Annotated in this window: 20 protein-coding genes; 7 read left to right on the top strand and 13 right to left on the bottom strand. The window is 46.5% G+C overall.

Going from position 1 to position 26,189, the window contains the following annotated elements; translation table 11 throughout:
* The first annotated feature begins 6 nt into the window (after positions 1-6).
* Both AC0IXI_RS04195 and AC0IXI_RS04190 read left to right on the top strand, forming a co-directional pair.
* Complete coding sequence (locus AC0IXI_RS04195; RefSeq protein WP_134184518.1) at positions 7-1,296, top strand: ABC transporter substrate-binding protein; 1,290 nt, start codon at positions 7-9, stop codon at positions 1,294-1,296.
* An 83-nt stretch (positions 1,297-1,379) separates the two neighbouring features.
* Positions 1,380-2,510: an oligogalacturonate lyase family protein gene (locus AC0IXI_RS04190; RefSeq protein WP_134184520.1), complete on the top strand. Its 1,131-nt coding sequence runs from the start codon at positions 1,380-1,382 to the stop codon at positions 2,508-2,510.
* A gap of 59 nt (positions 2,511-2,569) precedes the next feature.
* On the opposite strand, the gene kduD is transcribed toward AC0IXI_RS04190, so the two are convergent.
* The gene (gene kduD, locus AC0IXI_RS04185) at positions 2,570-3,331 is read right to left on the bottom strand and encodes a 2-dehydro-3-deoxy-D-gluconate 5-dehydrogenase KduD (protein ID WP_064513494.1); all 762 of its coding nucleotides are present in this window, start codon (positions 3,329-3,331) and stop codon (positions 2,570-2,572) included.
* Between the two features lie 445 nt (positions 3,332-3,776).
* On the opposite strand from kduD, the gene AC0IXI_RS04180 reads away from it, so the two are divergent.
* Positions 3,777-4,952, top strand: a complete 1,176-nt coding sequence (locus tag AC0IXI_RS04180; RefSeq protein ID WP_064513496.1) for an oligogalacturonate lyase family protein — start codon at positions 3,777-3,779, stop codon at positions 4,950-4,952.
* A 180-nt stretch (positions 4,953-5,132) separates the two neighbouring features.
* On the opposite strand, the gene AC0IXI_RS04175 is transcribed toward AC0IXI_RS04180, so the two are convergent.
* From AC0IXI_RS04175 to AC0IXI_RS04120, 12 genes are all read right to left on the bottom strand, one after another.
* Complete coding sequence (locus AC0IXI_RS04175) at positions 5,133-5,828, bottom strand: oligogalacturonate-specific porin KdgM family protein (RefSeq protein WP_064513498.1); 696 nt, start codon at positions 5,826-5,828, stop codon at positions 5,133-5,135.
* Positions 5,829-6,300: 472 nt separating this feature from the next.
* Positions 6,301-7,482 carry an acetyl-CoA C-acetyltransferase gene (locus AC0IXI_RS04170; protein ID WP_064513500.1) on the bottom strand — a complete coding sequence of 394 codons (1,182 nt, stop codon included), beginning with the start codon at positions 7,480-7,482 and terminating at the stop codon, positions 6,301-6,303.
* Between the two features lie 39 nt (positions 7,483-7,521).
* On the bottom strand, positions 7,522-8,532 hold the full coding sequence (locus tag AC0IXI_RS04165) for a sensor domain-containing diguanylate cyclase (protein WP_422569056.1): 1,011 nt from the start codon (positions 8,530-8,532) through the stop codon (positions 7,522-7,524).
* A 220-nt stretch (positions 8,533-8,752) separates the two neighbouring features.
* The gene (locus AC0IXI_RS04160; RefSeq protein WP_064513504.1) at positions 8,753-9,112 is read right to left on the bottom strand and encodes a hypothetical protein; all 360 of its coding nucleotides are present in this window, start codon (positions 9,110-9,112) and stop codon (positions 8,753-8,755) included.
* On the bottom strand, positions 9,096-9,620 hold the full coding sequence (locus tag AC0IXI_RS04155; protein WP_064513506.1) for a chemotaxis protein CheW: 525 nt from the start codon (positions 9,618-9,620) through the stop codon (positions 9,096-9,098). The genes AC0IXI_RS04160 and AC0IXI_RS04155 overlap by 17 nt, the downstream gene beginning before the upstream one ends.
* Entirely contained in the window at positions 9,617-11,275 is a 1,659-nt protein-coding gene (locus AC0IXI_RS04150; RefSeq protein WP_245163492.1) for a diguanylate cyclase, read from the bottom strand. The genes AC0IXI_RS04155 and AC0IXI_RS04150 overlap by 4 nt, the downstream gene beginning before the upstream one ends.
* A 33-nt stretch (positions 11,276-11,308) precedes the next feature.
* Positions 11,309-11,689 carry a response regulator gene (locus tag AC0IXI_RS04145; protein WP_245163493.1) on the bottom strand — a complete coding sequence of 127 codons (381 nt, stop codon included), beginning with the start codon at positions 11,687-11,689 and terminating at the stop codon, positions 11,309-11,311.
* An 11-nt stretch (positions 11,690-11,700) separates the two neighbouring features.
* Entirely contained in the window at positions 11,701-13,845 is a 2,145-nt protein-coding gene (locus AC0IXI_RS04140) for a hybrid sensor histidine kinase/response regulator (RefSeq protein ID WP_471681969.1), read from the bottom strand.
* A gap of 8 nt (positions 13,846-13,853) precedes the next feature.
* Positions 13,854-15,278: a CheR family methyltransferase gene (locus AC0IXI_RS04135; protein ID WP_134184530.1), complete on the bottom strand. Its 1,425-nt coding sequence runs from the start codon at positions 15,276-15,278 to the stop codon at positions 13,854-13,856.
* Entirely contained in the window at positions 15,275-16,342 is a 1,068-nt protein-coding gene (locus AC0IXI_RS04130; RefSeq protein ID WP_064513515.1) for a chemotaxis protein CheB, read from the bottom strand. The genes AC0IXI_RS04135 and AC0IXI_RS04130 overlap by 4 nt, the downstream gene beginning before the upstream one ends.
* Positions 16,329-18,428: a methyl-accepting chemotaxis protein gene (locus AC0IXI_RS04125; protein WP_083962910.1), complete on the bottom strand. Its 2,100-nt coding sequence runs from the start codon at positions 18,426-18,428 to the stop codon at positions 16,329-16,331. Before AC0IXI_RS04125 ends, AC0IXI_RS04130 begins: the two co-directional genes overlap by 14 nt.
* A 129-nt stretch (positions 18,429-18,557) precedes the next feature.
* A complete protein-coding gene (locus tag AC0IXI_RS04120) occupies positions 18,558-20,738 on the bottom strand; it encodes a sensor domain-containing phosphodiesterase (protein WP_243839607.1) in 2,181 nt (726 codons plus the stop codon).
* A gap of 762 nt (positions 20,739-21,500) precedes the next feature.
* On the opposite strand from AC0IXI_RS04120, the gene AC0IXI_RS04115 reads away from it, so the two are divergent.
* The 4 genes from AC0IXI_RS04115 to lapG all read left to right on the top strand — a co-directional run bounded on the left by AC0IXI_RS04115 (position 21,501) and on the right by lapG (position 26,189).
* The gene (locus AC0IXI_RS04115; protein WP_064513519.1) at positions 21,501-23,696 is read left to right on the top strand and encodes a putative bifunctional diguanylate cyclase/phosphodiesterase; all 2,196 of its coding nucleotides are present in this window, start codon (positions 21,501-21,503) and stop codon (positions 23,694-23,696) included.
* Positions 23,686-24,600, top strand: coding sequence for an amino acid ABC transporter substrate-binding protein (locus tag AC0IXI_RS04110; protein WP_064513521.1), 915 nt, complete (start codon positions 23,686-23,688; stop codon positions 24,598-24,600). Before AC0IXI_RS04115 ends, AC0IXI_RS04110 begins: the two co-directional genes overlap by 11 nt.
* A 1-nt stretch (position 24,601) precedes the next feature.
* Positions 24,602-25,468, top strand: a complete 867-nt coding sequence (locus tag AC0IXI_RS04105; RefSeq protein WP_471681968.1) for an amino acid ABC transporter substrate-binding protein — start codon at positions 24,602-24,604, stop codon at positions 25,466-25,468.
* A gap of 82 nt (positions 25,469-25,550) precedes the next feature.
* Positions 25,551-26,189: a cysteine protease LapG gene (gene lapG, locus AC0IXI_RS04100; protein WP_064513550.1), complete on the top strand. Its 639-nt coding sequence runs from the start codon at positions 25,551-25,553 to the stop codon at positions 26,187-26,189.

Below are 26,189 nucleotides of genomic sequence, written 5' to 3'. Positions count from 1 at the left end.
ATGATAATGAAAAAAGTGCTATTAAGTACCCTGATTGCCTCTACCTTAGCAATGGCTGCCGGCTCGGCGTTCGCGGCAGATGATGTTGAGTTACGTATGTCCTGGTGGGGCGGCAACGGACGCCATCAGGTTACGTTGAAAGCAGTTGAAGAGTTCCAGAAAGAACACCCAAACATTAAGGTGAAGTCTGAATACACCGGTTGGGACGGCCACCTTTCACGTCTGACTACACAGATTGCGGGCGGTACCGAGCCTGACGTGATGCAGACTAACTGGAACTGGCTGCCAATTTTCTCCAAAACCGGCACGGGCTTCTACGATTTGAACACCGTGAAAGGTGAGCTGGATCTGACTCAGTTTGACCCGAAAGAGCTGCAAACCACCACCGTTGACGGCAAGCTGAACGGCATTCCAATCTCCGTGACTGCGCGTGTGTTCTATTTCAACGATGAAACCTGGAAAAAAGCGGGCGTTGAATACCCGAAAACCTGGGATGAGTTGATGGCGGCGGGTAAAACCTTTGAATCCAAACTGGGCAAGCAGTATTTCCCAGTGGTGTTAGAGCACCAGGATACGCTGTCTCTGCTGCGCTCTTATATGGTTCAGAAATATAATATTCCTGAAATCGATACCGCGAAAAAGCAATTCGGCTACTCCAAAGAACAGTGGGTTGAGTTCTTTGGTATGTACAAAAAGCTTATCGACAGCCACGTAATGCCTGACACCAAATACTATGCGTCATTTGGTAAGAGCAATATGTACGAGATGAAACCGTGGATTGAGGGAGAATGGGCCGGTACTTATATGTGGAACTCCACCATTAAAAAGTATTCCGATAACCTAAAGCCACCAGCGAAACTCGAACTGGGTTCTTACCCGATGCTGCCAGGTGCAACAGATGCCGGTATGTTCTTTAAACCAGCGCAGATGTTCTCTATCAGCAAAACGACCAAGCACCCGAAAGAAGCAGCCATGCTGATTAACTTCTTGCTGAACGAAAAAGCGGGCGTGGAAGCGTTGGGTCTGGAGCGCGGCGTACCGTTGAGCAAAGCGGCTGTAACCCAACTGACTGCTGATGGCGTGATCAAAGATAATGATCCAGCGGTTGCCGGATTGAAACTGGCGCAATCTCTGCCAAACAAACTGCCAACATCGCCATACTTCGATGACCCGCAGATTGTTTCCCTGTTCGGTACTTCTTTGCAGTACATCGACTATGGCCAGAAAACCGTAGAAGAAACTGCTGCTGAGTTTGAACGTCAGGGTAACCGTATTCTGAAACGCGCAATGCGTTAATTAATCAGCCTCATATTTGCAGATAGATACCCTGCCCCGCTTGCGAGGTGGGGTATTTTTTTAAACAAATAAGGAAATTCGTTATGGCTAAAGGTAAGAAAATCCAACTTTCCTTCCGCGCCCGACGCGACAAGGAAACCGGAACTGAAGTATTACGACTCACCCCACCGCACATTATTTGCCACCGTAATTATTTCTACCAAAAATGTTTTAGCGACGATGGGCAGCGGCTAATTTTCGGCGGCGCGTTCGAAGGGCACTGGAATTACTATTCACTCGATTTAGAAAAGCAAATGGCAACACAACTCACCGAAGGTGAAGGTGACAATACTTTCGGCGGCTTTTTATCGGCTGATGATCGGTCGCTGTGGTATGTGAAAAACGCTCGCGAATTACGCCGCGTTGATCTGCATTCACTCGAAGAATACGTAGTTTATGAAGTCGATGATGAATGGGTGGCTTATGGCACTTGGGTTGCGAATTCCGATTGTAGCCAACTGGTGGGGATTGAAATCAAAAAGAGTGACTGGTCACCGCTCACCGACTGGCAAAAATTCCGTGATTTCTACTTCACAAACCCGGAGTGCCGCCTGATTCGCATCGATTTACACAGCGGTGAGCAGCAGGTCATCTTGCAAGAAAAACGCTGGCTGGGTCACCCAATTTACCGCCCGTTTGACGATGAAACCGTGGCGTTTTGCCACGAAGGCCCGCGTGATGCCATTGATGCTCGCATGTGGCTGATTAACCAGAATGGTAGCAATCAGCGTAAAGTTCGCCAGCATGACGAAGGTGAAAGTTTTACACATGAGTTCTGGGTGCCGGACGGCTCCGCACTTTACTACGTCGCCCATAAAGAAGGTGATGCGCACCGCTATTTATGGAGCGCCGATCCACAAACGCTTGAGAATCGCCAACTCCGAACCATTCCGCCTTGCTCGCATTTGATGAGCAACCACGACGGCTCGCTGGTTGTCGGTGATGGCGCACCGCACAAAACGGGAAATATCGATCTCAACGATCCCTTCATTTGGGTGTTTGATCTAAAGAAAGGTACGCAAAAAGCAGTCTGTAGCCACAATACTTCCTGGAAAGTGCTGGATGGTAACCGCCAGGTGACGCATCCGCATCCTTCATTTAGCCCGGATAACCAATGGGTGCTTTACACATCTGACGAAGAAGGGATGCCTGCGTTGTATTTAGCAAGGGTGTAGATATAAAAAAACCTCCTGATTTCAGGAGGTTTCTATTTAGTCTGGTTTGGTCAGGTGGATTAACGTGCTAACCAGCCGCCATCAACTGCAACGGTGTAACCGTTGATGTAATCAGATGCAGGAGAGGCCAGGAACACGATTGGACCTTTCAGATCTTCTGGCAGGCCCCAACGACCCGCTGGGATACGCTCAAGAATCGCCGCACTACGCTCTTCGTCAGCACGCAGCTGTTGGGTGTTGTTGGTCGCCATGTAGCCCGGTGCGATAGCATTCACGTTGATACCGTGTTGTGCCCACTCGTTAGCCAGCAGACGAGTCACACCCATAACTGCGCTTTTAGAAGCAGTGTAAGACGGTACGCGGATGCCACCCTGGTAAGAAAGCATAGAAGCGATGTTAATGATTTTGCCGCCTTTGCCTTGAGCAATGAACTGGCGAGCCACAGCCTGAGACATAAAGAACACGCTCTTGATGTTCAGGTTCATTACATCGTCCCAGTCTTTTTCGCTGAAGTTGATTGCATCTTCACGACGAATCAGACCTGCGTTGTTAACCAGAATGTCGATTTGGCCGAACTCAGCAACCGCACGCTCCAGCAGAGATGGAATACCATCAATCTGGCGCAGGTCAGCGGTCAGGCTCAGGAAGCGGCGACCCAGAGCAGTTACGCGCTCGATGGTTTCAGCCGGTTCAACGATGTTGATACCAACAATGTCACAACCTGCTTCAGCAAGACCGATAGCCATACCCTGGCCCAGACCTGTATCACAACCAGTAACAACAGCAACTTTACCTTGTAGGGAGAATGAATCCAGAATCATGTAGGTTTCCTTTTTTTATACGGGCCTGCTGTAAGCGCAAGCATCTTGGGGAAAATTTTGTTCACGCAAATTGCGCAACTCATAAATCACTTACGGTAAAAACGCTGTTCCGTAATCTTTGATGGATTCATAGTAATCTGGTTGAAACTGCTTTTCAATTATAAATGAAACGTTGTTTCAAATTATGGGCAATACTTTTCAGATTTGATATTTCGATCACGTTCCCTCTGCATTTATCCCCTTAAATGCATCTCTTTACTGAAAGTATTGTCAGTGGTTTTGCAGTTTAGTGAATGCAATCACACATATTGAAACAATGTTTTGATAAATTAACACCAAGATTTTGAACATAACTTTCACCGAATACTCGTTAGCATTCGAGTTGCAGCCCCCCTGCAGCTTGAAGAATGACGGGTATATGAATTGTCATTTTAAGGAGAGCATCATGGCTAAAGGTATGCGGGTTAAGCTGGTTTATGAAGTGAGTCAGGACCCAGACACAGGCGTCGAAGTCACCCGTTTAACGCCACCAGAAGTAACGTGCCATCGCAATTACTTCTATCAAAAATGCTTCACTCAGGATGGCAGTAAGCTACTGTTTGCTGGCGAATTTGACGGTAACTGGAACTATTATCTGCTGGATATCGCCGCCGCCGAAGCGGTGCAATTAACTGAAGGCACTGGCGACAACACCTTTGGTGGCTTCCTCTCCCCGGATGACAAATCTCTCTATTATGTGAAGAACGAACGCACGCTGCTGGAAGTTAACCTTGAAACGCTGGTTGAACGTGAAGTTTATCGTGTGCCTGCTGACTGGGTTGGTTACGGAACATGGGTTGCCAACAGCGATTGCACAAAACTTGTGGGTATCGAAATCTCCAAAGATGATTGGGTACCGTTAAACGACTGGAAGATCTTCCATGACTTTTTCCATAAAGGACCAAACTGCCGCTTGCTGCGTGTTGATCTGCAAACCGGTGAAAGTGCCGTTATCCACCAGGAAAAAAACTGGCTCGGCCACCCAATCTACCGCCCGTTCGATGACAACACCGTTGCGTTCTGTCACGAAGGCCCACACGACCTGGTTGATGCACGTATGTGGATGGTCAACGAAGATGGTAGCAACGTGCGCAAAGTAAAAGAGCACGCCGAAGGCGAAAGCTGCACGCATGAATTCTGGGTGCCGAACGGTTCGTCCTTAATGTACGTTTCCTACCTGAAAGGCCAGCAAGGCCGTACTATTTATAGCTACAATCCGGATAACGGCGAAAATACAGAAGTCATGCAGATGCCAGCATGTTCACACCTGATGAGTAACTTCGATGGTTCGCTGCTGGTGGGTGACGGTTCGGGTACTCCGGTCGACGTTAAAGATACTAGTGGTTATACCATCGACAACGATCCGTATTTATATGCCTTCGATGTAGCGAAAAAAGCTTATTTCCGTGTAGCGCGCCACGATACTTCCTGGGCAACTTTTGCTAATAGCCGCCAGGTTACGCATCCGCATCCTTCATTTACTCCGGATGACAGTGCCATCTTATTCAGCTCAGATAAAGATGGTAAACCTGCACTGTATATTGCCAAAATGCCTGCTAATCCAGAGTTAATTTCTGCCTGATAAATAAACATAGTGTGCCCTGTGTAGGCCTTGCCTTCTCTTTATGAGAGGGCTTTTTTATATCTATTTATTTAGGGTATTGACTGTGTACTTAAAACTAATTGCTTTATGTCATATTCAAATATAAAAAAGCCTCTGCTAATAGCAGAGGCTGGGAGAGGATATTAAAGGATTAAACTATCAGAAGGAGTATGCAACACCGACACGTAAACGGGTCTGACGGTCATCGCGATCATTTACCCCTACGTTACCGACTTCACCATATGGAGCCCAGTTTTTATCCAATTTATAAGCCAACTTCACGTTGTATTCCTGAGAATAAGGCTTGTTATTATTACGAGCATTACCCTCTTCACTACGTGCATAAACATAGTTTAGCTCGGTACGCCAGTCCCCCATCACGAAGCCTGCCCATGCGTCACCACGGTTGACTTTATCGTCATCTTTCTTAGCATTAGCCGGGTAGCGGGTGTAATCATAACGGTAACGAGCAGCAACATAGAAGCCATTGTCGAAGCTATATTGCACACGTAAGTTTGGCTTATAGATAGAACGGCTATCGTTACTTTCAATATTAAAACCAGGTGTTACAGAGAAATTTTTATCGGCTTTCCATTGCCAGCTAATAGCTTCTTCATGGCCATTACCAACAAAGTCACTAAATGGCTGATCGGTATTATCACCGCCTGATTTCCATTTCGCTTCTACAGAGAAACCGAAACCATTTGCAAAACGATGTGAAACTGAGACGCGATCGGCGTTGGTTGAGTCCGTTTTACCACCGTCAATGAATTCATGGCGTAAGTCGACGGTCACAGCTTGAGCTGCAAAAGAAGCACCAATCAACATTGCCAGACCCAGAGTTTTCTTCAACATAAATAAATCCCTCATTGAAATATCGTTTCATTATTATGAAACTGAATTTTATTTTTAAATGAACATCATTTTAGTGATCAAGATCGTAAATATTTATGTCAAAATTAACACATGGTAATCTTCGTGACGGCTATCAACAAAACAAACAATTCTTATCGAAATTAAGCGACATCCATCACGCGAAAAATGCAAGGTCGGCCAGTAAAACATCATTTCAATAATGTTTTAATTTATTTACATAAACCATTTTTGTGACTTTAATAAAACTACAGCCCCCTTTAATTCATTTTAATTCGAATAATAACGGAGGGAATTACAATAAAATTATTTACACAGAATGAGGGTTAAGGCAAATGAGCTGAAGGGTTCTTAACAAGGGAAAAACAATCATAACAATGAGATCCCGTTCAAAGAAAAAGGCACCTTCATAACGAAGGTGCCTTTCCATTGATAAACAGCACTGTGTAGGGCGTTAATCTCTCTCGATGGCTAGAGCGACGCCCTGCCCGCCTCCAATACACAACGTCGCCAGGCCTTTTTTGGCATCACGCTTAATCATTTCATGCACTAGCGAAACCAGGATTCGACAACCAGAGGCACCAATTGGATGCCCCAGCGCCAACGCGCCGCCGTTGACATTCACTTTGCGCTCATCCCATTCAAGCATTTTTCCCACCGAAAGCGCCTGCGCCGCAAAGGCCTCATTCGCTTCAATCAAATCCAACTCATCAAGCGACCAACCTGCTCGCTCAAGGCAACGCTGCGTAGCTGTCACAGGTGCAATGCCCATATATGCAGGATCAACACCAACGCTTGCAAATGCTCTGATACGAGCCAGAACCGGCAAATTCAGCTCTTCGGCTTTGCTGGCACTCATCATTAACACAGCGGCAGCACCATCATTAATAGATGAGGCATTTCCCGCGGTTACGCTTCCCAAAATATCGAAGGTTGGGCGCAGTTGCGCCAGGGCTTCGGCACTGGCATCGGTACGCGGCTGCTCGTCAGTATCGACAACTACTGATTTCCCGGAGTTGAGTTCAACAGTCACCGGCACAATTTCATCTTTAAAACGCCCGGCATCAATCGCTGCCCGCGCTTTATGTTGTGATGCCAGAGCGTAGGCATCCTGGCTTTCACGGCTGATACCATATTCACGCGCAAGGTTTTCAGCCGTCACGCCCATATGGTAGTCGTTGAAGGCATCCCACAATCCATCGTGAACCAGGCTGTCGATAAGTTGGCTATTACCCAGGCCTGCACCGTTACGGCTATCGGCCAAAACGTGTGGTGCGCGACTCATATTTTCCTGTCCACCAGCAATCACCACGTCTGCTTCACCGCACTGAATCGCCTGCGTCGCAAGATGAAGCGCTTTTAAACCGGAGCCACAAACATCATTAATAGTGATAGCGGAAACAGACCACGGCAAACCACTGTTCAGTGCGGTTTGTCGCGCGGGGTTTTGCCCAGCCCCCGCAGTTAGAACCTGGCCCAGAATCACTTCATCAACTTCTTGTTCACTTACGCCGCTGCGTTCTAGTAGCGCTTTAACCACCGCACTCCCCAGTTCCGAAGCGCTACGTGGTGAAAGAGCCCCTTGAAAGCAGCCAATAGGCGTTCGTGCAGCCCCCACGATCACAACATCTTTCATCATTATCTCCGCAACGTTGCGACTGCTTTTCTGGAAAGGTTATAAGCCCCGGCGACGATCTTTTTCGATGTACATTGCCGCATCAGCTTCACGCAAAGCTAAATCGTGATCGGTATCTGCTGGGTTGACTGCGACAACACCAATGCTGGGGCCCGCATAATTAATCACACTGGAATGTAGCTGATACTCGCCAGTCAGCAAGTTTGCCAGCCTAATTTTGAATGCCTTCGCCGCTTGTAGAGCCTCATCAGAGGCTGAAGGCCCAACGCTTGCCACAACAAACTCATCACCACCAACACGTCCAATGATTTCATCAGGACGCGTTCCTTCTTGTAAACGCCGCCCAATTGCGCACAGAAAGCTGTCGCCAACGCCATGACCATAAGCGTCATTAATTTCTTTGAAATCATCAAGATCAGCAAAAGCCAACAACACAAAGCGCGCATCATTACGAGCCTGCGAAAAGAGTTTCGGTAACTGTTCAAATACAGCTCGACGATTAGGCAGCCCGGTCAGTTCATCAGTATAGCTGGCGGTGGTAAGCGCGGCATTTGCCTGCTGAAGTTGCTGCAAAAGCTGTTCATTTTGAATTTGCTGAGCAATCAACTGCGCAAACAATTGCAGGACTTGCTCGCTACGCTCGGTCAAAATGCGATGCTCAGAACTGGCTGCGCAAAGTGTTCCATATAAAGAACCATCCGCAAGCGTGACAGGCGTACTGACGTAAGTGGTAATACCTAATGCCTTCGCGGCCTGGGAATCGCCCCATACATTCGCTACATCGCAGGTATAGCGCTTTCCTTCGTCGAGTGCGCGCTTGCAAAGCGTGTCACCCCACGGCACGCAAAGCCCCTCAGGAATTTGCATATGTCGGGAATTACGAGCAAAAAGAATATGTTGGAAACTGCCATCAGGTTCGATTCGCGTCAGATAAGTTGACTCCATATTGGTTACCAGTTCGAGCATTTCCAGCAGCTGTCGGACAAGTCCCTCAAGAGTGTATTCAGATTCTAACGCGGTGGAAATGCGCTCGATAAGATTGTCAGACATAAAATCGGGTATACCTTTTTAATTAATCGCACAGATATAAGGCTCAGATGCGCACGTTTTTAACATATTTTTCATACGACTTCCCCTGCCAAATATGACAAATGGGAGTCTGCTTCCAGTGGATGGATTCATTTGTTCAGAAGATTGGAGAAGTGTGTAGCTCAGGGAGTTGTCTGCGAAATCGACGTGGTGATAACGAAGAGAGCAGGCGGTGTAAGATTCACCGCCAGCTTAATAACGGACTCAGGCTTTCATCCTGCACCAGCGCACGCAGCCCGGGTAATTTGCAGCATTGCTGCAGTATCACAGGCAGAGGGAGTATTTCATTTTGCAGCAGTACCACATTTTCCAGCTCTCCCCAGAAATACCATCCGTTTGCGACATTGCTCGCAGGCACCAATAAATGCAGATGCATGCCGCGCTGCGGTTCATCCGGCAGCCCTAACCAATGGCTAAATCGCTGTATTTCTGGTGTATCGGGCACTGCCAGCACACAGCGCTGCACCTGCGATGTCGGAATATAAAAATGCATATTCCCGAGAGTGATTCTTACTGCCGCAAGACTAAGCGAGTGAGTCATAGCCGCTGGTTTCCAGATAACGCTCAAAGACTAAATTCAAATCCAGCAGCGCAAAATACTCGTGCCCGACAGGAACGATCCCGACCACCACTTTTTGCATGGCAGCAGATAAATTATCAGCCGCTGGATGAATCAGGCTTTCAGCCACATCCAGCACATCTATTAATTTATCGATAAGAACCCCGCTTTGCATTTTATTGCCACGGCCAATAAGAATTGTGCGTTTGCCTGGTACATCCTGCCCCGCGGTTTCAATTAGCCGATTTATGTTAATCACCGACTCAACGCGACCGCGATGATTAATCACCCCTTCAAGAGAAGGCGGGCAGCCCGGCACCCATGAAACAGGGCGCTCGGCCAGTATCTCTTTTATTTGCGAACCGTAAAAAGCAAAATTTTTGTCAGCTTGCTTAAACAAAACAAGGCTACATTGCGGTTCATCAACGTTGGCAATTTCCCGATGCTCATCCTGATAAAGACTGAGTATTTGCTCTAATGGCTCGCTCATGCCACTTCCTTATCATCAGCAATACAATAACGGTTACGGCCATGCTGTTTTGCTGAATATAGAGCCTGGTCTGCACGTTCGCGGATAGTTTCTATTTTGTCTCCCGGATGCCAGGAGGCAATTCCCGCACTGAAGGTATTACTGAAGTTAGTCTGGTTGACTGAGAAGTGAATTTTTTCAAATCCCTGACGCAGTCTTTCAACCACTGCGGCTGCCTGTTCTTTGGTGGTGGCCGGCATAATTATCGCAAACTCTTCCCCGCCATAGCGCCCCACAATATCGGTGCTGCGTAAACGATGTGAGAAAAGCTGTGAGATACCCAGAATCACCTGATCGCCCGCAACATGGCCGTAGGTATCATTGATATTTTTAAAGTGGTCTAAATCGACCATGACCAGACTAAATGGAATGCCGCTGTAGTTGGACTCGGTGATCGCGCTTTCCAGATAATGCGTCGTCGTTGAGTGGTTATACAGGCCCGTCAAACTATCCTGAGACATACGAGCACGCAGCGTACGCATTCTTTCTGCTCGAATTGAAACCGCATTAATTAACTCCTGCGGATCGGCCTGCTTAATAATAAAATCTTCCGCACCGGTACTCATCGCCCCAAACTGGGTTTTTTTATTGGTTTCGCTGGAGAGATAGGCGATTGGCAAACCGATATGTTGTGGGATCTGACGAATCAGTTTTGTCAGTTCTTCGCCACTGTAGTCCGGCATGTGGAAATCCATCAGAACAATATCGATCGGATGGGTATTGAGAACATTGAGCAGGTGCGGAACCTGGGTAAGAACATGCACTTCCATTCCCGCCATACGCAGCATTTCGGCATTGTATTGCGCGACTTCGGGCTCATCATCAATCAGTAAAACCTGATACGGTTTTTTCAGTGACGGCTGCGTTAAGCGGTGCAGCTCCTGAACTAAATCGGTGGTTGATGCAGGTTTCACATAGTAACCATCACATCCCGCTTTAATCGCATTGATGCGGGCGTGGAAATGGCTATGGCAGGAAAGATAAAGCACCGGGAAAGGTGTGCCGACTTTACTTCTCAGGTCAGACATCGCAAGCGGGCCGCCATAAGCGTTATCCGGGAAGCTGACATCCATAATGACCACTGACGGCGGCTGTGATAACACTGCTTTGGTAAAATCTGCCGTGTTGGTAAACACATAACAGATAAAGCCAAAGCAGCGAAGTTGGGTTGCCAGTAATTCAGCCTGATCGCATTCATCATCACACAGATAAACAGGCTTAATGGTGCGGTTAATCGCAACCTCTTCCTGAGTAGAAGCCGCTATGGGGAACTTAACTAAAGAATCTGCCCCACGACGTGCGCTCTCCGCCTGCTCTTCAGTTAATGCATATAACTGCCGCATTATCTCGCCAAGCTTGGTGTACTTCGTATCCGAAACAGAATGGCTCACCAGCAGATGCTCACCTTCAGCAGCCTGGCTGGCAATTTTCGTGAACCCAAACGACGCGCTGGTTCCGTGGATGCTATGCAACAAAAGGTGCAATTGCTTACTATCCACTTCGTTCGGCTCAACGACTAATTTCGCCAGCAGCCCATCAGCCTGGTCCAACATCACGGGAATACGCTGCAAAAAGCGCTGACGCAAACGAGCGATTTTATCTTGAGCAGTATTCATCGTATTCTGCATAAATTCTTGTTTTATCATGATTTATATTTGCTCATCCGCAGCATCTGGCTTAAGTAATTCATTCACTACAGCCACCAGTCTTTCTGCCATATTCTCGTCTTTCTTCACCCAACAATCTGGGATGATGGTGATGTCTGTCATCTCACTGGCGCTGAGTAAAATAAAAGGTTTTTTCCAACCGTTGGCCCGCAAAACCTCTAATAGATCCAGCCCGGTAATTTCCGGCATATGGAAATCGCTGATGACCAAATCGATTCCATCATCAGAATCAAGATTGGCTAATGCGGTCATTGCACTTTCAGCAAGCACCACTTCATAGCCGCTCATTTCCAGAAATACCGAAGCCAATTCAGCGGCAAACAAATCATCATCAACTAATAAAACACGCATCTCTTTTCTCACTTTTTAAGCCTTTAGCATAAAAGCATTTTTAATGTTTCTATGAGGCTGTCCTGTTCGAAATCACCCTTGGCTATATATGCATCCGCACCCACCTGGATTCCTCGGCGGCGATCTTCTTCTTTAGCCCGTGAAGTCACGATAATAATCGGAATATGTTGGTAGTTATCTTCGGCACGCAATGCTTTAGTGAGCGAGAATCCATCCATCACAGGCATTTCTACGTCCGTCAATACTGCGTCAAACTGTGTTAGACGCGCTTTTTGTAACCCCGAGAATCCATCTTCGGCGAGCGTGACCTGATAGCCGTGTGCTTCCAGAACGTTTTTCTCAATTTCACGCGTATTCAATGAGTCATCGACTATCAGCACATGCCATGAGTTCTGTCGAACCTGCGGCTTAGGTGCAGCAGTCCGTGGCTGCCCTTGTTTTTGTGCCATCTCCATCAGAACCGGAACTTGCAAGATACTGACCAGTTGGTTGTCCTGGCTCAGAACCATGCCGGAGACAAGCGGCTGCTGCTGCATATGCTTTGGCAGAGGCTTAATCATCATGCTGCGTTCGTCGAGCAATCGGTCCACCAGCATCGCCATCTTGCCAAACTGGTTCTGAATGATGATAAGCAGCGAGTCGCTCGCATTAGAGGCCGATGAGTTTTGCCCTCCGGGCCTCTCGTTGATGCGCAGTAATTCGGCAGCTGAGATAACCGGGATAAATTCGTTGTGCAGAATAATTGCCGGACGACCGGCAATGTCACGAACTTCACCACGAGAATATTTAACAACCTCAACGACATACTGAGCAGCAAGGCCAAAAAGATGGTTCTGCTGTTCAAACTGCAAAATGCGCATCATTGCCAGAGAAATGGGCAGCCTAATTATAAAGGTGGTGCCTTGCCCTGGGCGGCTATGGACCTGAAGCGTGCCTTGTAAATCAGTCACAATAGTCTTGCGAACAATATCCAGGCCCACACCACGGCCGGATAATTCAGTGACAATCTTGCTGGTTGAGAAACCCGGGTGGAAAATAAGCTCGTTACATTCGAGCTCTGAAAGCTGATCAACAACAGCTGCATCAACCAAACCACGAGCCACTGCTTTAGAGCGAATCGCCGGGTAATCCAGACCACGACCATCATCTTCTACGCGTAACAAAATTCCGCGCCCGTCTTGCTGAGTCGTCAGCGTGATGGTGCCACGAGCCGACTTCCCAAGTGCTACGCGTTCAGCCGCTTCACCAATACCGTGGTCGATAGCATTACGCAGCAGGTGGGTTAGCGGCTCGGAAAGTCTGTCTATTAATTGTCTGTCGATCTCAACTTCGCCACCTAAAATGCGGCAATCCACCTGCTTATTCAGGGAGGCCGCTAATTCACGCACCTGCATAGAGACCGGCTCAAAGAGCATCGAAACAGGAAGCATACGAATGGTGGTGGCAACATCATAAAGTTCGTACATCTGAAGATGCTGAACCTGAAAATCTTCTTTTAGCTTGCGGCTGAATTGCAGGACCTGCTTGCGCAGTTGTTCTACATCCATGTGAGAGATACGCGGCCCCAGATTAACTAAACTCTGTACCTGCTGCTCAAGGCGGTCATGACTGGCGACAACTTCACCGAGGATGTTAATCAGGTCATCGAGTTTGTCGAGCTTAACGCGTACCGAACCCGCCTGTTTTAACCCACCGTCTAATATTTCAAGCGATGGCATCGTGACTGGCTTTTCTACCGGAGCTTTAACCACTTCATCAGCCGCTGTGTCTATTTCTCCACGGCTGGCACGGGCTAATTGCTCGCATAATGCAACATCTGCCGGAGGCAGCTGATTATTACCTTCACTTGCCGACAGCTGCGCCAGTTGATTTGAAATGTAGTCGCAAGCCTGAAGAATTAAGGTGCCAAGGTTTTGGTTAGGCTCGAGTTTCTTATCTCGTAGCTCACTTAATATCTCTTCAAGCTGATGGGTAACATCGGCGATGCTTTGTAATTTGAGCATACGCGCGCCCCCTTTCAGGGTGTGTGCCGCACGGAACATCTCTCCGATTTGTGCGTCGGTATTTTGACCAGACGAGAGCAGGAACGCCCCCTCTTTTACGGTATGTAAATGGCCGTTTGCTTCATCAATAAAGCGCAGCACAAATTTTTTAAGATCGATAGCCATACGGTTCTCTATTGCCCATCCTGAGTGGTGAACTGCGCCAACTGATGTTCACAAAGAAAACGAAACGAATTACTCGGAAATGACAGTGGCAGCCGCAGCGCGCAGGCGTTCCCAGCATTGTTCATTTCGGCGTTGAGTAATTGCAGTGTAATGCGGTAGGTCCGCTGGGCCGGGCGGTATAACTCACTTTGTCGGTACATTTCCGCAAGGTAGTAATGGGCAGGCCAATAACTTGGTTGTTGATAAACAACCTCTTTAAACCAGGCAATGGCTTGTTGGGTATGCTGCTGCCACATCATTGCCATGCCGAGCAACATTTTTGCTTCCGCAGACCATTCATCCAGCTCCAGCACGTGTTTCGCACTCAGAGCCGTTTGCTCGAATTCACATTTTTCCAGCGCAATGGCTCCTTTGATAACCAGTGCTTCCTGATTATGAATATCGCTATCGAGCACCTGGCCTATCCACTCTTCCGCCTCGGCAAAGCGTTTATCCGTAACGCAAGCTAGAGCCTTTTTAATCCAGTTATCGTACTGCTGTGCAGAAGGAACAGGAGCGGCAACAAATGGTGCTTCGGCGGGAATAACCGGAGTAATAATTCTTGGCTGTACGCTGGGTGCCGGAGCATGAGTTCGTGATGCCTGGGGCTGGCAAAAGTAGAAATTGCCGAACTCTTGCTTGAGTTTCAGGATGCCAAAGTTATTTGCCAGCGTCTCCGCGTTACCAAAGAAGAGCGCCCCTTCCGGTTGCAGCATGTTCAGCAGATTAAAATGCAGCGCTCGGCGCGTTTCGACATCAAAATAGATGGAGACGTTACGCAGCAAAATAATATCGAATTTGGGCTGTAGCTGTTCTTTGACGATATTTGCGCGATGGAACTTCACTTTATTGTGAATCACATCGTGTAACTGGAACTGGTTACCGTTGCGCGTGAAATAGGTTTGCTGCAACAACGGATCAACACCACGGAAAGAGTAGCTGGAATAACTTGCCACTCGGGCTTTATCCAGAATCTTTGTGTCAATGTCACAGCCGTGAATATCCACATTGTCAGTAAATTTATCGTGGAATTTCTGATGAAGTTTTATTGCCAGAGAGTAGGCTTCTTCACCCGAAGAACAGCCTGCGCTTAAGATGCGCACTGGGCCGCTGCGCTGCTCAAGAATGCGTGGCACCAGCTTATCGCAAATGATGTCCAGCACATCTGGCTCACGGAAAAAGTAGGTTTCGTTAATCGTCAGCAGGCTAAGAAGTTTGTCGAACTCGACAGTCGAGACACTGAGAATCTCATAGTATTCTTCGAAGCTCTCTTTTCCGCGCTCAGAGATGCGCTGATGCAATGCCGCATTGAGCAATCCTTCCATGCCATTAAAAAAGTGCAGGCCCACTCTGTCCTTGATAAGTGTTTTAAAGGCCGCAATATTTGGGATCATGGTTGTTTGCCCTCATAGGACCCAAGGCGAGCCATCGATAACAAAGTCCCGGCAAGCTTTTCCAACGGCAGAATTTTATGGATGATATTTTTATCGATGGCGAATTTATTCATACCGAACACGACAGAAGAGTTTTCATCTTGAGCCAGCGTTTTACCGCCTTTTTTATAGATGGCTTCAATTCCATGGCAGCCATCACTCCCCATACCGGTCATGATGAGTCCGACGGATTTTTCACCATAAACCTCAGCGACGGACTCCAGCAGTAAGTTACAACTCGGATGATAGACATCGCTCGTTTTACGAGGAATGGCAGCTAACCGATGGTATTTCTTAACCACCAGATGGTGTTCGGGAGGCAGGATATAGACATGGCCTGCACACAGGACGTCGTTTTCCTGAGCAAGCTGAACAACAAGTCCAGTGACGCTATCCAGCCACTCCACCATACTTTTGGCAAAACCGTCGGCAATGTGCTGAGCAATAATAATCGGGCAAGGAAAATCTGCAGGCAGTGCCTGCAGTAATTTGCTCAGCGCCTGCGGCCCACCCGTTGAGCAGGCGATTGCCAATACATAAGGCCACTCTCGGTGATATGCCTCGTCAAAGACAGGAGCCTGAACGCAATCGGGCTGAACCTCGGGGTGGTGGCGCAAACCCTGGATATGGCGAATCACTTTAACCCCGACCAGCATTTCAACCTGACGGTGTAGGGCTTTGGTCGCGAGCACCGAGTCCCCCTGGTTGCTCACCACAGCCAGCGCTCCACGTGTGATGAACTCGGCATCCCACTGCGCATCGGAATAATAGCGCATCACCATGATAGGAATTGCGCAGGTCGCCATGATCGTTTCGACGGTTTCTACGTTTTCCGGACCTGGCGCACCTAAGGTCAACAACAGAAGTTGCGGAGCCATCTTTTGGACCAGCGTCGCCGCTTGTTCGCGATGCACTGCCTGGCCTACGACTTCGATGTTGTTGTTAATCTCAAGCTGTCGAATCAGGGAGTTACGCGACACACTCCCATGATCGACGATGAGCACCCTGATTTTAGGCCTGTTCATCAGGTCTATCCGTCAATTTGAAAGACCCTGAGGCCTGGTTCAACTCTTCAGATAACTGAGTCATATCCTGGCTGATGGACAGAATGTCTTTAATTGATTGAGAGGTATAATTACTGGCAACCACGATTTCACGCAAAGCCATAACAACCTGATTGCTTGCGGTTTTCTGCTGTTGAGTCGACAGTGAAATCTGCATAGCAGCAGTGGATGTTTGCTCAGCTGTAGCCACAATATCGTGTAAACGATCGGCGCTGACTTTACAGGCTTTGGTACCTGCTTTAATGCTGTTGCTACCTTTCTCTGCGTTAAGAACCAGGCGATTAATCGAGTTCTGAATTTCGCTGATTTTATTCTCAATCTCAAAAGTAGATTCAGTCACTGAGTCTGCCAGACGGCGAATTTCTGCTGCAACCACCGAGAAACGTTTACCGGACTCACCAGCACTTGAAGCTTCCAGCGCTGCATTGAAGGCAATGAGCTTAGTCTGATCCGCGACGTTGTTGATGATTACCATCACGCGGCTTATCTCTTTAGACTTGTTACCGAGCATCATAATTTCGCGCATGCTTTGCTGGTTGTCGCTGTCGATATCAGACATGCGAGTAAGCAATTCACCCATCGAGTCGGAACCCTTGTTACAGTCATCAAGAGTCACATTGGCAATGTCTACGACTGCGCGAGAATGCTCGGCAATCTGCGTAGAAGAAGCCGACAACTCTTCCATCGTCGAAGTGATTTCTGCTACCGAAGAAGAGGTTTCAACACTAGTAGAAGCCTGGCCATCAACAGCCTCAGTAATTTTCAGTGCCGCTTCATGTACGTGATGAGCATGAGAAACAACCCCACCTACCAACGCATGCAAAGAAGCCCGCATCTTTTCATTAGCGCTCAGCAGTTCACCGATTTCATCTTTATGATCGATACGAATATCAACGGTAAGGTCACCTTGAGAAATCGATTGAGAAATTTTCAATACGTTCTGCAAGCGCTTGGAAATCAGGATTCGGCTGGTTCCGGCAATCAACAGCAAAATCACCGGCATCAGCAGCAAGCTGAAAAGCAGCAGGCTATTGCGTACCAGGTTGCTGCTGCGGGCAACATCATCAACATAACTGGTGGTGGCGATGATCCAGTTAATCCCATCAATATATTCAAACACCGCGACTCTTTTGCGAGGCGCTGCGCCATAACCACTCACAGTTTCGTAATAAATCGTGCCGTTTTTACGCGCTAAAATATCGGCGTAGCGCTTGTAACCGTGAGCGTCGGTCAGGTTTTCAACATGCTGATTCACCAGAGTCGGGTGTGCAACCATCGCACCAGGACTAAACCCAGCATCCAACACATATGCGTAGCCACCCTCGCCGATATGCACAGCTAACAATTCTTTAATGACCGGCTGCAAGGCAAGTTTGACGTCAAAACCAATTGCCACCGCACCGACAACCTGGCCGAATTTATCGGCAATCGGTTCGTAGTGGCTAATGAACTGTTTTCCGTAAATCACCACCACACCAGAGAAAGGTTTGTTTTTGAGTAACGCTGTATATGCAGGGTTGTCATGGCTCAGAACAGTAGAAGTGGCAATTTTTCCTTCTTTACCCTGCAAGGTAGAAGAAACTCGCACAAACTGATCGCCTTCACGCACTAAGGTGGAAGCGAATACGCTGGTTAACTCAGTGAAATGAGCATTGATTTTGGTATCATTTAATAAATCTTTGAGGGCATTCTCATCCAGCGAATGCAGCGGAGCTGGGGACATATTTTGGTAATTATTAATATAAACGTTGCTATAACGTTCAGCGTCCCGCAATACCCTTTTGTATTCAGTGGTGATGTTATTGTGGAAAATCCGCGTATTTGAACGCAGAACCTCCAGCGCATTATCTTGCAACTGAGTCGCCAGGTAAGATGAAAGTAGGAAGGATGCACCAACCAACAATATGCCAATGCATGAAACCAGCATCAGGCCCAGCTTCATGGCGACACCGATTTGCAACTTATGCAGCCATGATGTCAGAAATTTTTCCGTAGTATCTAAGGCGTCAGCTTCCGCGGGTTGCTGCATGTTTAAGAATTTATGCATGAGATTCCAGTGATCTAGATAATGTGAAATTAATGCCGAATTAATGTCTTGCTACGTGCAGTACTCACTGGACACGCGAGCGTAAGGGCCAGAAAAATCATTCTAAGGGAGTGATTTTTCACAGCCATTTCATACCAACGTTAGTAAAGGCACAGGCTTACCGATGTGGTATCCCTGGAGCCAGTCCACGTTCATTTTTTCAAGGGTTCGTTGAATCTTTTCGTTTTCAACATATTCAGCGACTACCTGCATATTCTTCATTCTTGCCACATGGCAGAACGACTCAACGATGTAGTGGCTGAGTTCGTTTTCCGTAATTTCACGGATAAATGAACCGTCGATTTTCAAAATATCGGCGCTGACATCTCTTAAGCGGGCATGGCTTGAAAAGCCCGTTCCGAAGTCATCAATAGCAACCCGACAACCCAGGCTCTTAAGCGAACGAACCGTGTTCTCAGATTGCTCGGTATCCGACAGTGCATCAGCTTCGGTTATTTCAAAGATGATGCGATGTGGGTCCACGCCAAACTGCGTAAGCAATAACTGCACGCTATTAACGAAACTTGCACGGCACACCGTTACCGGAGCCAGATTAATCGAAAAACAGTGCTCAGGATGTAACTGCATTGTTTTTAAAGTGTTTTTAATGACCCACAAATCAATATCTGGCGCAAGGCCCGCTTCAGTTGCCACCGGTAAGAACCGATCAGGCGGAATAAAACGACCTTCTTCATCCAGCATTCGCAGCAGTATTTCGTGATACCGCTCTTCACCACGAGTACTGACGATGGGCTGCGCCATTAAGACAAATGCGTCGTTATCCAGCGTTTTCTGTAAGACTGTGCGAATGTCAGTACGGCCCACAATATGGTTTTCAATCTCGCGGCTGGACTGAGCTTCGAGGTTTTCAGGCTTGCCGCTCACAACTGATAGCCCGGAGACGATGCCCAGCTTTCCTGTCAGGCTGTAAACGTCATTGCAGAATTGTGTGGCCCGGCAATAACCAAGCCCACTGCGAAAGCCGAGTTGCTGGTTATTATGGGAATAACGAAACGTATTCGCTGACCGGTACAGAATGCTAAGTCTTCCCCAGCTCGGCTGCTCAAGTTTCAGCAACAGACCGTAGCCCGCGTGGTAGTAAACCTTTTCATCGTCATTCAGTTTTGTGCGTAACTCTTCAGCTAGTTTTTTCTGATATCTGGCACGAAAGTGCGTGCCATATCGCCGGGCAAACAGATCCACTTCAGGGACCTGTATCAGACAAACGGTAGAGTTAGGGGATGCTTTTATATCAGCCTTTAATGCCCTGAGATTAGGCATGTTGGTCATGGGGTCTGTGAACCCCATATGAAGCAACTGTTCGAAGCGTAACGTATTGAATCTGGCCAAAACGCCCATGATGACAATGGTCTGGGTAAAGATAAAAATAGCCGTTGAAACAAACACCTGATGAAGCATGAAGTCATCGTTTAGCGCGATATAATTTACGTTGTTCTTTGCCAAAACGATCATCATTACGGTCCAGACAGGCGCCGTGAAAACATAACCGATACGAACAGAGCTCCATAGCATGAGCGGGAAGATTAATATCAGGCTATAAAACGTGAATAAGATGTTGCCCTGGTAAGTAGTATTCAGGCAGTACATCAGAGCAATCAGCAGTAACGACCACGCGGCAAATTGGGGGAAACTCACGCTTGCAGAAAACTGAGCCTTCATCGTCCTTAGGCAAGTAAACCAATACCTGGGACGGCAAATAATCCTTAACACTGTATAAAACAAAGGAATACCGGTAACACACCCGTTCATCACCCCTTGTATTCTGACCAGAACTTCCGAGTTGAAAACATGGTCCAGAACCATTTTCGAATCAACATGGTTGTTCGTAAACAGGCAAATCACTTCACTCATAACTGTGTTTAGCAAAGCATTACAAATGCATAGCCAAACAATTCTTTTGGTCGTGAGCGTTATGCGACCAAAACTTGCCGCACTACGCCAACCCGTACTCTGTTTATAAAGGAAATAGCTGATCAACGCTGCGAACTGATAGCAAAACAGTTCATAGATTTCAGGTTCCGGGCGGTATATCAATGTATAAACCGCGAGCAGAGTAACTCCAGCAATGACTCTGTAGCCAAACAACACCAGCAAAGCAGACAGGGCCGCTAATCTCAGGTCATACACTACCAATACATGATTATCAAAAATCAGATGACTGCTAAGTAGTTGCGCCAGTAAGTAGAGCAGGCACGGAAGTACCAGCGGTAAAACCCACCGTTTATTGGTATACGCTGTGCTATTGCTCACTGTAGAGTCCAAGTATTTAACCCGTCTTGTATGCTTTCGTATGTGATTAATGTGATGTGGTGAGTGTATTGCTAAATGGACAAAAATCTTGCAGCAGATATAATGAATTAAAACAAATGCCGTAATTAATTAACATTCACACCATAGCAAAAAAGAACATACACACTTCCAAGCCAACAGTGATAAAAACAAATAACTAACAATTACGCTTAACTTTAATAATATTTATGATTAATGAATGTTAAAACCGCATCCATCCTCAAGTCATTTTTAATTGTATTCATTTTTCGAACAAAAAAGAACAGCTATTTATAGGTAAAAATGGACAATCATAAACAATTAAAAATATCTAATACCTAACAAAACAAGCTCTCAACACACTGAAAAACAACAAAATTAAAGAAAATATCATTAAGCACAACTAATTATATAATGTTTAATGAAGGACAATACACAATAGTGCTTAACGTGTTTATTTAATACAGACGTTAAAGAGAATCAATCAACGTGGCGGTGTATTTTAGCATGCATTTATTATGATTGACTTGACTAGCAGTGTTAACTATAGTCCCGGCGCGTCGTTTTACCTTTATTTATTATCCAATCAATAATACTACACTATAGTTCATTATTGTTGACGCAACGTCTGATGCACCCCATAAAAACTCACATAAAAGCAACAACCAGACAATATATAGTAATGAGTTAATACCAAAGTTTTAATTCATGAGTCATTCGCATTTATCAGGAAACTAACAATCTGTGGCTAAAAATTTTTTCTCGCTTAAACGCGTAAAAGGTTGGCACCATTCTATCGCAGGGAAAATAACCCAATTCTTGTTGGCTGGTATTCTTATTGCGTTTGGGGCAGGTGCATGTGCTGGTTGGGGCCTGATAGATAGCTTCTCTTACCAGCAATGGGTACACCAGGCTGAAGCGAATGCTCAAATAATGACTTACATCGTCCGTAACGTGTACACCAATGTTGCGGTAGGAACGAGCTCAACCGGGCAAATTACACGTATTGTCTCAGAACATAAACTTGGTGACCCTGACTCAGTCATCCAAACCGGTTATAACCCTGTCGATGTATTGGCACTGGCTTCAGTGCAAACCCGTAACCCGACCTGGCTTTTCCTTTATACGCCAGAAAAAGGCTTTCAGGGCATCAGCAATACTTCAGATTCACAAGAAGCAAAAATAGTCTTTAAAGGGCAAAGAGCCACAGACGTTCTGGTGAACTACTATATTGGCTTCGCTTCTATTAACGGAAAAGAGTGCTTTATTAGTGCCGTCCCAATCCTTGCGCCATCAGGTGAAATTCTTGGTAGTTTGATCAGCAGCATTGGCGATAAAAGTCAGCTATATGCAGCTTACGACGCCATGTTGAAGAAGACCCTTGTCATTCTGGCATTAGTTTTATTGGCAACACTCGCGCTGGTTACCCTCTTTATGCGCCGACTGTTCCGCCCGGTCCCTGTGCTTATTAACTCTTTGACCCGCATTGCACACGAGCAAACCGACCATATTACGCCTTTCTTAGACCAGGATGACGAAATCGGTAAGCTTGCATCGGCAATTGAAAAACTGCGTGTGGCGATGGTGGAACGAGATTACCTGCAACGCATGCAGGAGATGTCGCAAAAAATGGAATACATGGCTCACCATGATTCACTGACCGGCTTCCCGAACCGTGCTTCCTTTAGCCAGGCTCTTGATAAGTGTATCCGCGAAGTGAATCAGAACGGTCAGCTATTCAACCTTCTGCTTATTGATCTTGATAACTTTAAACCGGTAAACGATACCTTCGGCCACTCAGCCGGGGATGAAGTGCTTATCGGTGTTGCCCAACGCTTGTCACTGCTGTTAGGGCCAACAGATTTTGCTGCACGTCTGGGTGGCGATGAGTTTGCAATTCTTCAGAGCGTGAAGTCAGACAATTGCCTGGAAGCCGCCGCGTTGTCGCAAAAAATTGTCCGTGCATTAAGCATTCCGTTTACCTACGGCACAAACTCCTTCGCCATCAGTTGTAGCGTCGGGATTGTCACGGCACCTTCGCAGGGCAATAGCGCTACGACGCTGATGATCAATGCCGACCTGGCCTTGTATGCCTCAAAACACAGTGGCCGTGGCTGCTACCACTTCTTTGAAGATGGCATGATGATGAAGCACACCAACAGTGTGTTTGTGAACCAGGAAATCATTAATAGCATTGATAACAATGAGTTTGTGCTGCACTACCAGCCGATTGTCGATTTGGAAAATGAAACTGTTTGTGGTTATGAATCGCTCATTCGTTGGAACCATCCAACCAAAGGTCTGATATACCCTGATTACTTCATTAATATTGCTGAAGAATCAGGTCTGATTATCCGCCTGGGCGAGTGGATTATTCGCCAGTCCTGTATGGCAGCCGCTAAGTGGCCTGAGACAATAAAAGTTGCCGTTAACATTTCGGCCTATCAACTTCATAGCCCTGGTTTGCTTGATATTATTGTTGATGCACTGAAACAAAGTGGCCTCTCGGCAAATCGCCTTGAAATCGAAGTCACTGAATCCGAAAAACTGGATCAGTCCATCGCATTACCCGTCTTTAACAGCATTCGTGAGATGGGCATCTCAATTGCAATGGATGACCTGGGCACTGGGTATGCAGCATTGGATTACCTGCTAATTTACCCATTCACGCGCATTAAAATTGCCCGCACGCTGATTATGAAACTGGAACAAGAAAGTGCCAGTCAGTATCTGGTAGTAATGCTGATTCAATTTGCCCAGAAATATGGCATGAGTGTGACGGCTGAAGGTGTTGAAACCGAACAGCAGCGCACTATTTTACGACGCATTTCCTGCCAAAACGTACAAGGCTACTATTACAGTCGGCCGTTGCCAGAAAAAGATCTGGAGCCAACCTTTGGCAATAAAGTCATCGATGGTGAGGTTTGCAATGCTGAATAAGCCATTGTTTTGTAGAACCTCGTATCTGACCATTGCACTATTGCTTTTGATAAGCCCGCTGTGCCGGGCGCATAACATTCATAGTAAGCCAACCCTGGACAGGATAGCCGAGACAAAGACCATCACACTCGGTTATCAGGATGATGCATTCCCATTTTCGTATGTCGAGTCTCAGAATCCGGCAGGCTATACCATAGATATTTGTAATAAAATCGTTGATGCACTCAAAGTTAAGTTGAAAATAAAAGATCTCAAAGTGCGCTGGATAAAAAGCAGCACCGCCTCGCAGTTTGTTTTAATCAAAAACCACGCGACGGACATGATGTGCATTCCGGCATTTTATTCAGAAGCACGCCACCAACAAGCAGAATTCACCCTCCCCTTTTTCTTTTCCAGCACGCGATTTATCACACGAAAAAATAATGACACAGACACAATCGAAGATTTAGCCGGCCACAGTGTGCTAGTAAAAAGTGGCACAATCTATGTTGAGCAACTGCATCAGCTTAATAAGGTGAACGATCTTAACCTTAATATAGAGCTAGAAAATAATAATAATGCAGCATTTCAGAGTGTTGAATCAGGGGAATTGCCGGCATTAATTTCAAGCTACGTATTGCTTAAAGGTATGATGAGCCTCTCCCCTGATCCTGAGCAGTTCGAAATATCGGATGAAGTGTTTAGCCAGCCAATACCTGCAGGGTTACTCCTGCCATTAAATGATAATGAATTTAAAAATTTCATTGATGACACAATGAAATCAATCCTCGTCAGTAAGGACTTTAATAATTTATATCAACACTGGTTTATGTCACCCATTCCGCCGAAAGCGATAAATCTCAACATACCTATGTCGACTGCACTAAAGGCACTAATTGCATCAACGTCAAGCAATGCGAACTAAAATGAAAAATTTATTTAGTCTCAAGCTAAAGCATTTACTCAATGCATTGATGTTTATACCATTAAGCATGGCATCGCAGCCGTTGTCCGCGGAGCCAACCTCTGTGACTCTTGAGCATATCAAATCAAGTAACACATTAAATATCGGCTATCGCCAGCTTGAGCCGTTTTCATTCCGTGATAGCGACGGAAAAGTCACGGGCTACACCATTGCACTGTGTAATATGATTGCTGATGAATTACGAGTAAGTCTGGGTATCAAAAAACTCGCTGTTCATTATATCCCTATTTTATTTACCGAGCGTGTTTCTGCACTCAATTCCAGCAAGATTGATTTAGATTGCAGCGTTAACACTGTTGCACCTGAGCGCCAAAACAGCGTCTCTTTTTCTATTGATTACTTTGTTGCAAACATGCGCATTGTGTCCTTTCGCAATAATAATATTAAAACCCTTAATGATTTAAAAGGCAGAGCCATTGCTGTACCGCGTGGTTCTAAAGACCTGTTAGAACTGAACAGGATTAATCGCGAAAAAAACCTTAGCCTTTCGATTGTTACTTCGGATACTGTGCAAGACGCTTTCGATATGATGACGCAAAAGCGTACAGCCGCATTAATATTGGATGATATTCTGGCTTACCCGTATATCAACCAAAGCGAACACCCTGAAGACTTCGTTGTTTCGCATGAGGTTGTTGGTGATAAAATGAAATATGCCCTCATGATGAGAAAGAAAGACCCAATGTTTGTCGCTTTTGTCGACAAAACTCTGGGGGAAATATTCGAATCACCACTTAATGCTCAGTTGGTCAACAAGTGGCTGATGCAGAAAGTGGTCGTAAAAAACACACAGAAAACCCAATATTAAGCGCCTCTATGTGGACGTGTAATTGAACTCAGTCAGGAAATTTTTGCATACCAGACTACCTGCGCATTTCATATTTTCTGGCATGCTGTTGTTGTTATTGGCGGGGAGCTCGTTACGTGCTGCCTGGGATTTCACCACCATTCAACAACGCACCGACAAGCTTTATGGCCCTGCATCTTTTGATGCCGGGCAGCGAATTGATGACTGGCAGCAGTTACTGCTTGAGCAGCGAAACAAAAGTGAGTCTGAACAATTAAGTGCAGTGAATCACTTTTTTAACCAGAAGCTGCACTATCGTGAAGATATTGATATCTGGCACGTAATCGACTACTGGGCCACACCGATAGAATCCCTACGAAAAGGGGAGGCAGATTGCGAAGACTACGCCATCGCTAAATATTTCACATTACGTCAGTTAGGTGTTTCGGGAGAAAAGCTGCGTATTACCTACGTTAAAGCCTTGCGTCTTGATAGAGCACACATGGTATTAACCTGGTATGAAACACCCGATGCAATACCGATAGTGCTTGATAGTTTGACGGATAATATTTTGCCTGCAACAAAGCGTACGGATTTATTACCTGTGTATTCCTTTAATGATAACGGTCTGTGGTTACCAGGAAGTCAGAATAATAAACGTGTCGGGGATAGTAAGCGCCTTTCTCGCTGGCAGGATGTGTTGAAAAAAATGCGGGACGAAGGTTTCCCGGTTGATGAATAG

Source organism: Buttiauxella sp. AC038 (assembly GCF_979253565.1).
This window is presented reverse-complemented; position numbering and strand designations above follow the sequence as displayed.

Coding starts and splice junctions, on each gene's coding strand:
- AC0IXI_RS04165 (WP_422569056.1), bottom strand. CDS start 8,532: ATGTCTGACAATCTTATCGAGCGCATTTCCACCGCGTTAGAATCTGAA.
- AC0IXI_RS04140 (WP_471681969.1), bottom strand. CDS start 13,845: ATGGCTATCGATCTTAAAAAATTTGTGCTGCGCTTTATTGATGAAGCA.
- AC0IXI_RS04130 (WP_064513515.1), bottom strand. CDS start 16,342: ATGAACAGGCCTAAAATCAGGGTGCTCATCGTCGATCATGGGAGTGTG.
- AC0IXI_RS04175 (WP_064513498.1), bottom strand. CDS start 5,828: ATGTTGAAGAAAACTCTGGGTCTGGCAATGTTGATTGGTGCTTCTTTT.
- AC0IXI_RS04155 (WP_064513506.1), bottom strand. CDS start 9,620: ATGAGCGAGCCATTAGAGCAAATACTCAGTCTTTATCAGGATGAGCAT.
- kduD (WP_064513494.1), bottom strand. CDS start 3,331: ATGATTCTGGATTCATTCTCCCTACAAGGTAAAGTTGCTGTTGTTACT.
- AC0IXI_RS04195 (WP_134184518.1), top strand. CDS start 7: ATGAAAAAAGTGCTATTAAGTACCCTGATTGCCTCTACCTTAGCAATG.
- AC0IXI_RS04180 (WP_064513496.1), top strand. CDS start 3,777: ATGGCTAAAGGTATGCGGGTTAAGCTGGTTTATGAAGTGAGTCAGGAC.
- AC0IXI_RS04170 (WP_064513500.1), bottom strand. CDS start 7,482: ATGAAAGATGTTGTGATCGTGGGGGCTGCACGAACGCCTATTGGCTGC.
- AC0IXI_RS04105 (WP_471681968.1), top strand. CDS start 24,602: ATGAAAAATTTATTTAGTCTCAAGCTAAAGCATTTACTCAATGCATTG.
- AC0IXI_RS04150 (WP_245163492.1), bottom strand. CDS start 11,275: ATGAATACTGCTCAAGATAAAATCGCTCGTTTGCGTCAGCGCTTTTTG.
- lapG (WP_064513550.1), top strand. CDS start 25,551: ATGCTGTTGTTGTTATTGGCGGGGAGCTCGTTACGTGCTGCCTGGGAT.
- AC0IXI_RS04110 (WP_064513521.1), top strand. CDS start 23,686: ATGCTGAATAAGCCATTGTTTTGTAGAACCTCGTATCTGACCATTGCA.
- AC0IXI_RS04125 (WP_083962910.1), bottom strand. CDS start 18,428: ATGCATAAATTCTTAAACATGCAGCAACCCGCGGAAGCTGACGCCTTA.
- AC0IXI_RS04160 (WP_064513504.1), bottom strand. CDS start 9,112: ATGACTCACTCGCTTAGTCTTGCGGCAGTAAGAATCACTCTCGGGAAT.
- AC0IXI_RS04190 (WP_134184520.1), top strand. CDS start 1,380: ATGGCTAAAGGTAAGAAAATCCAACTTTCCTTCCGCGCCCGACGCGAC.
- AC0IXI_RS04135 (WP_134184530.1), bottom strand. CDS start 15,278: ATGATCCCAAATATTGCGGCCTTTAAAACACTTATCAAGGACAGAGTG.